This is a genomic window from Vallitalea longa (assembly GCF_027923465.1).
GTDB classification, from domain to species: Bacteria; Bacillota; Clostridia; order Lachnospirales; family Vallitaleaceae; genus Vallitalea; species Vallitalea longa.
In genome coordinates, this window is the sequence record NZ_BRLB01000028.1 from 39653 (window position 1) to 50268 (window position 10616).

The 10616-nt window shown below is 29.8% G+C and carries 9 protein-coding genes; all 9 read right to left on the minus strand.

From position 1 onward, the window contains the following. The 9 genes from QMG30_RS23790 to QMG30_RS23830 all read right to left on the minus strand — a co-directional run bounded on the left by QMG30_RS23790 (position 1) and on the right by QMG30_RS23830 (position 10482). Positions 1-1749 (minus strand): NAD(P)/FAD-dependent oxidoreductase, encoded by a 1749-nt coding sequence (locus QMG30_RS23790; protein WP_281819662.1) that lies wholly within the window; start codon positions 1747-1749, stop codon positions 1-3. 291 nt (positions 1750-2040) lie between these two features. After that, positions 2041-2691, minus strand: a complete 651-nt coding sequence (locus QMG30_RS23795; RefSeq protein WP_281819663.1) for an NAD(P)H-dependent oxidoreductase — start codon at positions 2689-2691, stop codon at positions 2041-2043. Between the two features lies 1 nt (position 2692). Continuing rightward, positions 2693-3172: a flavodoxin family protein gene (locus QMG30_RS23800; RefSeq protein WP_281819665.1), complete on the minus strand. Its 480-nt coding sequence runs from the start codon at positions 3170-3172 to the stop codon at positions 2693-2695. A gap of 72 nt (positions 3173-3244) precedes the next feature. Continuing rightward, the gene (locus tag QMG30_RS23805; RefSeq protein WP_281819675.1) at positions 3245-4030 is read right to left on the minus strand and encodes a MerR family transcriptional regulator; all 786 of its coding nucleotides are present in this window, start codon (positions 4028-4030) and stop codon (positions 3245-3247) included. Positions 4031-4171: 141 nt separating this feature from the next. Continuing rightward, complete coding sequence (locus QMG30_RS23810) at positions 4172-5371, minus strand: hypothetical protein (protein WP_281819666.1); 1200 nt, start codon at positions 5369-5371, stop codon at positions 4172-4174. Between the two features lie 507 nt (positions 5372-5878). Then, positions 5879-7519: a hydroxylamine reductase gene (hcp, locus tag QMG30_RS23815; protein ID WP_281819668.1), complete on the minus strand. Its 1641-nt coding sequence runs from the start codon at positions 7517-7519 to the stop codon at positions 5879-5881. Between the two features lie 251 nt (positions 7520-7770). After that, on the minus strand, positions 7771-8595 hold the full coding sequence (locus QMG30_RS23820) for an undecaprenyl-diphosphate phosphatase (RefSeq protein ID WP_281819670.1): 825 nt from the start codon (positions 8593-8595) through the stop codon (positions 7771-7773). Positions 8596-8768: 173 nt separating this feature from the next. After that, the gene (locus QMG30_RS23825) at positions 8769-9788 is read right to left on the minus strand and encodes an ATP-binding cassette domain-containing protein (protein ID WP_281819671.1); all 1020 of its coding nucleotides are present in this window, start codon (positions 9786-9788) and stop codon (positions 8769-8771) included. Further along, positions 9778-10482, minus strand: coding sequence for a GTP-binding protein (locus QMG30_RS23830; protein ID WP_281819673.1), 705 nt, complete (start codon positions 10480-10482; stop codon positions 9778-9780). Before QMG30_RS23830 ends, QMG30_RS23825 begins: the two co-directional genes overlap by 11 nt. Positions 10483-10616 lie beyond the last annotated feature (134 nt).

Below are 10616 nucleotides of genomic sequence, written 5' to 3' on the forward strand. Positions count from 1 at the left end.
CTATTCTCTGCTATTTTTCTTGAGCACATAAGAATCAGAACCTTTTTGAGTTATTTTCGTAGGATCTTTATCTAACTCTCTAGCGAGTATTTCAAGTACCCTTGGTCCGCAAAAACCACCTTGACATCTTCCCATACCAGCTCTTGTTCTTCGTTTTACAGCATCAATAGTCGTTGCTGGAATTTCGGAATGTATTGCATCTAATATTTCTCCTTCAGTAATCAATTCACATCTGCAGATTATATTCCCATACTTAGGATTTTCCTTAATTAATTTATCTTGTTCTTCATGAGAAAGATTTCTGAATTTCACTTTTGGTTTTCTTATAGGATTAAAGCTTTTGTTTACTGGCATATTTCCCATATCTTCTTTAATTATGCCTTGAACCATTTCTGCTATAGCTGGAGCTGATGCCAAACCTGGCGATTGTATTCCTGCAACATTTATGAAACCTCTAACTTTCTTTGACATCCCTATTATAAAATCTTCTTTATAATCTGCTGCTCTTATACCTGCAAAAAAAGTTATTACTTCAGATTTTTTGATTTCATCGGTAACTCTTGCCCCTAATTTCAATATATAATCCATGTCCTCAGCTTCAACCGATTTATCTTCTTTTGATGGTATCTCAGTAGCTGTTGGACCCCAGAGCAGATTACCTTCTGGTGTCACACATGCTCCTCCACCTTTTGAATTAGTTTTTTTACTTCTACCGCTCCTAGTTCCTGCTGGTCGATTAAAATAACCTTTTCTATTCTTATCAAATATTGCTATAGCACCTCTTCTTGGATGTATCGTAAAAAATCTGTCTCCAGCCATTTCTGCAATATTGTCAGCATATACACCTGCGCAATTGATGACATATTTACTTTCAATAATGCATTTGTTAGTTATAACACCATTCGTTTGTCCATTATCTGATAGAATATCAAGTACTTCTGTATTAAGCATAAATGATACACCATTTTGAACTGCATTTTCAGCTAGCGCTATACATACTTCATAAGGTTCAACTAATCCCATTGTGGACATTAAAAATCCTCCTATAGGTTCACCTTTTAGGTTTGGTTCCAATTCACGAACTTCTTCACTATTTAACCATTTAAGGCCCGGCACCTTCATAAATTGCCTTGCCGGCTTAATCAAATTCCCTAGCTTAGATTTTTTTAGGAACTTCAACCCTAACATTTTTCTCCATTCGCTCTTATCGTAAACGACATTCAATGATCCCGATCTAACCAAATCAAAATTAAGATCTTCCGAGAGCTTGGTATATAATTCATTTCCCCTTAGATTAAGCTTTGCTTTTAGTGTTCCAGGTTTAGCTAAAACTCCAGGATGAATGTTACCATTGTTAGCTTTCGTAGATTCTTCAGCTATATCACTGTTTTTTTCTACAACAATTGTTTTTAGATTATATTTAGACAGTTCTCTAGCTATCGCACAACCACTTATACCAGCACCAATAATTACAATATCACATTTTTTACGATTACCTTCTTGTCGAACCCTCTTTATCTTCTGGCTATTATCTTTTTTCGGTATAGTTATACCCCTTGCTCTTATATCATTAACAACATTTACAACTCCTTTTACCTTTGCAACGATATGACCAATGTCTACAACATGTTGCCAATTATCAACTTCACCAGTAAGAGTAACAATTTTATCAGATGAGATTTCTATGCCTATTTCATAACAAGACAATTCTTTTTCTTTTTTTATGGCTTTAATAATCTTATCTTTCATGACTGACCTCTCTCCATTCATTTAGAAACTTTATGTAAGACTATATTTTAAGCAACATTCTCAGCCGGACGTCTATACGTCTATACTAACTTTTATTTTGTGATTTGTCAAGATTTCTATTTATAAAAAATATTGATTAGCTCTCTATAACTGTTTAATATATCTTAATTCATTAATATTATAGTATTGTTGTCTTTGTCACTATAAAATCGTTATAAATCAAGAACAAAAAAACAAGATAAATATTACCTTGTTTTTTCATAATCATTTATTTAATTTAGACCAACTTTCCTATTTTAATAAAAAAGGTCTATCTAGACGTTTTTCAAATGCATCATTACGTTTTAATACTTTATGCCAACCTATATTATTTATTCCTATATCACATAAGAACTGATATATAGTTATTTGTAGTTTTGACATTCGATAAGGCTTTCCTAATTGTGCAGTGATTTCTTTATCAAATGTATGAGTATTTTCATATATCCTTCCCAGTTCATTGAATCTCCTTAATACTTTCCTGAACATTTTGGGAAACATATATATACCTGCTGCTTCTCCCTTAGAAACAGTTCCCAAATAATTATAATTTAGGCGTTTTGTTAAAGATTCAAAATACCTTTCTACATATTTTTCTTGTTTCGTTTCTATAAATCCTGCTTGGATAATAAAACCAAGTGATCTACCCTTAACTTCTGATGGATTTAGATATTCAATAAATTTCATTAAGCTGCCTGGCATGGCATGAATATATAGAGGCATGATGATTATTATATTGTCAAAGTTATCCACATATTGTGCTAATTCCATTAAATTAGAATTACTGATACATTTTATTTCACATGGTGTTTTCATATTACTCACAAATTCTCTACATATTATTCTTGTATTACTTTTTTGCGAATTACCTTTTGGAGAACCATTTATTATAATAGTTTTCATTCTACAGTCCCTCCACATCAACAAAATCCTTAACAGGTTTAACTACAATGACTTTTGAATAGAATTGATAGAACACCCGCTTTATATAATCTACAAATATTTGACATTCTTGCTCTGTACTAAAATAACCATCGTAATAAAACTCTATATCAGGGTATTTCTCATATCTTTTCACGTGCATAGACTCTCCTGTTTTGTATGTAGTATATGGAAGATATAGAGGTATCATACGATCAAAAAGACTTTTCAAATTGGCTGATACAAATCCTTTAGTTACTTTAGCAAGATAGATCGCTCTATCAGCTGTTATATATTCATGATAGAATTCATTCAGATCTTCATATATACATCTTCCGGGATTTTTCCACCAACAAGTCCAGCAACCAACACATGGGGTTACTTGAATTTTTGATAGATCAAATGTATATGTTTCCTCAGGAATAGATATTTCTTTACATTCATTAATTACTATAGTTTTCATTTCCTACTTTCCTCCTCAACTAAATTAATTCAAGTATAAAGTAGGGGGTAACACCCATGTCAATATACAAAATTACTTAATGGGAATAAATATTTCTATATATGTTTTAGTTTCATTTTTCTTATAAGTTATAAGACGTATCCTAGCGAAAGCTTCACCTAGTAATTTCAGATTATGTTTAGCTGCATATTGTGTTGAAAGTCTATGCATTTCTTCTATTAAATCTCTTTGTTCATTTTCTGTTTGAACCTCTTGGGCCACTGTAAATAAACATTTCGGATATTTTAATATTTTTTCATTATCTTTTTCAATATCTATTGTATTAACAATTAACATTTTCGTACTTATGACACTATCTTTGTCAAAAGATATATAACGCATAATCTGTGATATCATATCATCATTATTAGAATTGATGACATCTATAACATTTTCGTATTCTTCAACTGCTACAAATTCCGATATTTCTCCTATGACTTTGTACAATGGTAAGGGTTTTATTTGAAAAACATTCAAATCATCTTTTAAATTGTTACTGAAGGTTTGTGTTTCTTCAATTCTTTTTATCATACATTTGGCATCATATATCAGTTTTTCCAACTCATTTTTCTTATTCTCCAATATATTATCCATATACTTAACATCTTCATTTTTTAGTAGTTCCTGTATCTGACTAATTGTCATACCTCTTTTTTTATAAAAATCTATACTCATGATTTTATATATATCATAAATATCATAATTTCTATAGTTATTTTCCTTATTTTTTTTAGGATTCAATAAACCTTTTTCTTCATAAAAACGTAATTTATCTCTTGTGATTCCTAAATAATTTAGTAGTTCACCTGTACGGTACATCCTAAACACAGTTATTCACTCCTATCTAATACTAAAAACTTGTAAAGTTCAAGAAAGGTGTTTGAATTATGGATTCAAACACCTTTTGATATTTTTATTTATATTCTATTTTTACGTTAACTTCTTTTTTAAACTCAATGCTTAAAATAATTCATCATTATAATTTACAGTATCTATCTCATCATAATAATTTGTCATTTCATCTAGCTTGATTGAATTTTCTTCAGTTAGTTCTGGCATCTCGATATCTATTTTTTCATTTATATTATATATCTTTGAATTAAACTTAATACCTAATTCAATAACTTTTGTTGATTGGTCTTTAACTATATTTTCATTATAAAGATCAAATTCAGTACCAACAATTTTAGTAACAGCCTTTTCAATTTTGTTTAGATTAAGATTCAAATCAATAGTGCCTGATTTATTAATAATATATCCTTCTTTATTTAATGAATACTCTATTTGAATTCCTTCTTCACCTAGAATTTCACATTCTTCAAGTAGATCTAAAACTTCATTTGCTTTTTCTTTTATTTCTTCTTTATTATCAACAAACATATCGAATGCTTCATTGATTTCGTCTTTTGCATCTTCAATTTCATCTCCAGGAACTTGAACCATTTCAATAATTTGACCGAAAAATTCTTTAAAATCATCCATTCCATCTTCATAATCTAAAACATTATTAACTGTATATTTTAAAAGTTTTACTAAAGATTCATTATCTAGTGATAATACATAATTATATACACTTTCTCCATCTACAACTTCTGAGTTTTTGAAGTCAATCAGTTTCATATCCGGGTCATATTGTGCAATAAATTTTTTCATAATCTCATTAGCTTTATCTTGTATTTGTTTTAACGAAGCATTGCTTCCTAAGAACCCAAAATCTTCGTCTTCCATAACTAGATATTCTTTACCAGAAAATTCATTCATACTCATCATAAGTATAGATGGAACTTTCATTATTTGTACAAACTTGGAATCGTCTTGTGAAAGATTCTGCCATAATTCCATACCAAAACCTAATCCACCATAATTCATATAAATATCTGCATAATTATCTAAATTGGTCTTCTCTTCATTTTGTGATATCTTATTGTGCATTTTAAAAGACGAATTATTCAACATCGCTTTAACAATATCAAGAGACATTTTTTCTTCTTCTGAAAATCCTTGACTATCAAATGACATAGATACTTCTGTATCCATTTCATAAGAATTGATTTCTGATGCTTTAACTAATGCATCATATATTTTATTTCCATTATAATCGCATCCAGCAAACAACATCATTGATAATATCAATGTTATACTAACCACTATTTTCTTCATTAATTATTCCTCCTATATTTTGCCTTTTTATTACTTTAATTATAGACTAACATAAGTACTTTGTAAATTAATAATTTTATTTTAATCTGTTTTTAATTATTACAATATCTCTTTAATTTCATTATATTTTTGCATAAAATTTGAAATCTTAAATCATCAATCTATATTTACATTCATAGATGAAATGTTATATTAATTATTTATTAATCCAACTAATTATCCAATATAATTAATTTATTAAAGTATATACTACAAAATAATTTTCAAATATGAAACTTCACAAAATATAGTTTCTCTAACGAGATATTTATTACTAGTTTATTATTATTTATACAAATTATGTTGTATTTTAGTATATTTAGTTCAAAAAAATATTATGCTTTCTATCCTACACATTTATTATTCCTATTTATTATAGTTTTTATACTTTATGAATAGCTGATGCTTTTTTAACTAAAATAATAGAGATACCTTTATGCATCTCTATTATTTTTCATTATATCTATTTTATTGTAAAAACATATCTATATCATCTTGAACATTAGTAATACCTGCAATACCGAATGTGTTTACTAATACGTTAATAACATTAGGAGATAAGAAAGCAGGAAGTGTTGGTCCTAAATGAATATTCTTAACACCTAGATGTAATAATGCCAACAATACTATTACTGCTTTTTGCTCATACCAAGCAATATTATATGCAATAGGCAATTCATTGATATCATTAAGCTCAAATATCTCTTTCAATTTTAGTGCAATAACTGCAAGTGAATAGGAATCATTACATTGACCTGCATCAAGTACTCTTGGAATGCCACCTATATCACCTAGGGCTAATTTGTTGTATTTATATTTTGCACAACCAGCAGTTAGAATAACAGTATCATCAGGTAATTGCTTCGCAAAATCTGTATAATAATCTCTTGATTTCATTCTTCCATCGCATCCAGCCATAACGAAAAATTTCTTAATCGCTCCTGTTTTAACTGCATCTACAACTTTATCAGCAAGTGCAAAAACTTGAGCATGTGCAAATCCTCCAACTATTGACCCTGTCTCTATCTCAGTCGGTGAATCTAATTTTTTAGCATGTTGAATAATTTCCGAAAAATCTTTATTTCCCTTTTCATCAGCTTCTATATGTTTACAACCTGGAAATCCTGATGCCCCAGTTGTGTATATCCTATTCTTATAACTATCTTTTGGAGGTACAATACAGTTAGTTGTAAATATTACAGGTCCATTAAATGCTTCTATTTCTTCTTTTTGCTTCCACCATGCATTTCCATAATTTCCTACGAAATTACCATATTTCTTAAATGCTGGATAATAATGAGCTGGTAACATCTCGCTATGTGTGTATACATCTACCCCTGTTCCTTTAGTCTGCTCAAGTAGTTGTTCCAAATCGTTTAAATCATGACCTGATATCAGTATCGCTGGATTTTTTCTAACACCAATATTTACTTGTGTAATTTCTGGATTACCATAAGTAGAAGTATTAGCATCATCAAGCAATGCCATAACATCTACACCATATTTGCCTGTTTCTAAGGTAAGAGCTACTAAATCATCAGCACTTAATGAATCATCTAATGTTGCTTCTAGAGCTTTAGTAATGAAAGCATAGATTTCATTGTTCTCTTTACCTAGATTATAAGCATGGTGTGCATATGCAGCCATTCCTTTTACTCCATAAATAATTAGTTCTCTTAATGAACGTACATCTTCATTATCAGTTGCAAGTACACCTACATCAGCACTATTAGATTTTAATTCTATTTCAGCATCAGACTCTGCTATCCATGTAACACTATCGTGCAATTCCTTAAGTACAATTCCTTTTGATTCTATATTTTTCTTTAATTCTTCTCTAAGCTTCAATCCTTCTTTTATTGTTTTATAGAATGCATTATCATCAAAATTAGCATTAGTAATGGTCATAAATAATCCATTGACAATAAATTTATCAACTTGATTAATATTAATCTCTATTTTTCTACCTTCATTAGCTAATATTGATATTCCTTTTATAGTATAAATTAGTAGATCTTGAAGATTAGCCACCTCAGCTTTTTTTCCACAAACTCCTGCTAATGTACAACCTGTTCCTTTTGCTGCTTCTTGACATTGATAACAGAACATTAAATCCCAACCTTTCTTTTTTAAAATTTATTTTTTGTTTCATTGCTTTTATGTTTTTTTTGGTTTTGGTTATTCAACAATGATTAAAGTATAGCATGGGGTTTAGTAGATATCTGTAACCTATGTTACGAATATATTTTTTAGCAAATTGGAATCTACCCTAGAAGAAAAACAAAAGAGAGAAAAGTAAATTAACTACTAATAAATAAACCCCTTCTATACTTAATATAGAAGGGGCATAATATTATCATTTATTTAAGTAATGTAAAATATACAATCACAATTAATCCTAATACGATCCTATACCATCCGAATGCTTGGAAATCATGTTTCTTAATATATCCAACCAAGAATTTTATTGCTATTATTGATACTACAAAAGCAACTATCATACCAGTTAGAAGTACTAATGCTTCCAAACTTGTAAATGCAAAACCGAACTTAAGTATTTTTAATAAACTTGCACCAAACATTACAGGCATAGCTAAGAAAAATGTAAATTCAGTTGCAACAGTTCTTGATGTACCAATAAGTATAGCTCCTAATATTGTCACCCCTGAACGAGAAGTTCCAGGAATTAACGATAATACTTGAAACAAACCAATAATAAATGCTGTCTTGTATGGCAAATCGGATATATCATCAACTTTGCAGTCTCTGCCTTTATTCCATCTCTCTATAATAATAAATAGTATTCCGTATAGTATCAATGTAATAGAAACTGTTTGTGCATTATAGAATAGTTCATCCATCTTATCATCAAACAATATCCCAATAACTCCTGCTGGAATACATGCAAAAATTATCTTCACCCATAATAGTAACGTATCTTTTTTAATGATCTGACCCTTTTTAGTAGAGAAAGGAAATATTTTCTTCCAATATATAACTACCACTGCCATTATAGCTCCAAGTTGAATTACTACACGAAACATTTCTTTGAATGAATCTGAAAGGTCAAACTGCAAAAATTGTTCAACTAGGATTAGATGACCTGTACTACTTATGGGAAGCCATTCTGTAAACCCTTCTACAATACCTAAAATTATTGCCTTAAAAATCTCAATTATATCCATATTAAAAAACTTCCTCCTGCATAAATAACTTGTTGATTTATTGTTAAAATAATACATTTCTTCAATTATACATTAAAAAGAGTCATCTATGCAATAAGATTAATATTAAAATATCCTTAATTTTATTAATATCATCTTAGATATTATGATCATATTAGCTTATCCAATAATAATTAACATGAAATATGATTGATTCTTTTACCGTTTCTTAACGAATCCCTTAAACTTCTAATTATATCATCCATTTTCTCTAATTCCATTAACATATCCTTTTCTTGTTTATCAGTTTTAATAATTTTAATTATACCACCATTATTTATGACTATTCTTTTATCTGCCATTAAAGCTAGACTAGGATCATGAGTTGCCATCAATACTATTTTTTCTTTACTTACTAGCAAGTTGAGTGCCTTTTTTCTATCAATCCCAGCATTTTCAATTTCGTCTATCAACACTATGGGTGATGTGCTAAGTATAGCTGTATCTGCTATCATTAATGCTCTTGACTGACCTCCACTAAGACTTGTTATTGGCGTAGACAAATTGAATTTTTCTCCTGCTAGATTATTAGCGGCATCTATAATCTTATCAATAACTTGTTCCTCATTTTCAACCATCCTACTCTTTGCATGAAGTTCCAAAAACTCTTTTACAGTTAAATCCATAACGAAATTCATATTTTGAGATAACTGTGCTACTAATTTATTTCCTGAAGAAAATCGCCATTTTTTATCTGGTTTTTCCCCATTAATTAGTATAGACCTTCCTGTTGGTGTATCATTATTTGCAGTCCATTCTATATCAGCTAGTAGTCTACTTTTACCAGAACCTGTTGGTCCAACAATGGAGATTATTTCACTTTTATTAATGGTAATGCTATCAAAATTTTCTTTTTGTCCTGATTTATCAAATCCTGAAATAATTGTAAGTGAATCAACTGTATTTTCATTTTTTATACCTAAGAAATCTAGCATATTGTTAATATATATAATAATATCTTCTACTAACTTCGTCGTATCGATAGCCCATTCATCTCTCTCTTCTTCTGTAAAATGTTCTAAAAAAGAAATGAATGTGCTATCTTGAAATCCTTCGACATCCAATTTATTATCAGTAAAAAAAGAGAGAGCAAATGGATGTTGGTTCAGTATTTCATTTATAGTCAGATCATTCAACTGTTTTCTATTTATCATCTTCATCACCTAATTTTATCTTTCTCACATTCCCCATTTGATAGTCATCACCAATTCTGGTTTCACCTAAACAATAGGAACACAGTGCTGATGGCATGGAAAACCTTAATTTCTTGCCTTTGACAGTGGAGATGTCCTCATCGCTATCTACTAAAAGTGTGCTAAGTTCATAAGCACCTTGTCCAGTCAATCCATTAATATGCATAGTTACAGCTCTTGGGTTTACTGAATTAACTCCCCATGAAAAAACTTCTCTTTCTGCTTGTGAAACTATATCTCCTTTTGTTATGACCACTATATCTGCTGATTTTAACATTGGTCCAATCTTTTTAGGTGTATTTATTCCACTGAGATTATCTATTACACATATGGCTTTTATATCTTTAATATATGGTGAACAACGATTGCAAAGTCCTGCACTCTCAGTAATAAGTAAATCCAATTCTTCTTTAATACCCCACTGTACGACTTCTTCAATATTACTCACAAAATAATGGTCTGGACATAATGAACCTGATAAACCTTTTTTAACAGGGATACCTGCTTTTTTATATAGCATATCATCATCTGTATATAAGCAGTCGAATTTCACTACACCTATTTTAAAACCTCTTTTTTGTAAAGCATTTATGGTTTTGAGTATAACTGAAGTTTTACCAGAGGATGGGGGTCCCGATATAGTTACTAAGTTCATACAATCATCCTCGTATTATATAGTAGTAGTGTTTATAGTCCCTCTCCAAGGACTGTATGCTATACTATTGGAGATACTGTGGATTGGTTTCATCCTCCTACCACTTGATGGTTCCAGAAAGGCTCCAACCACAG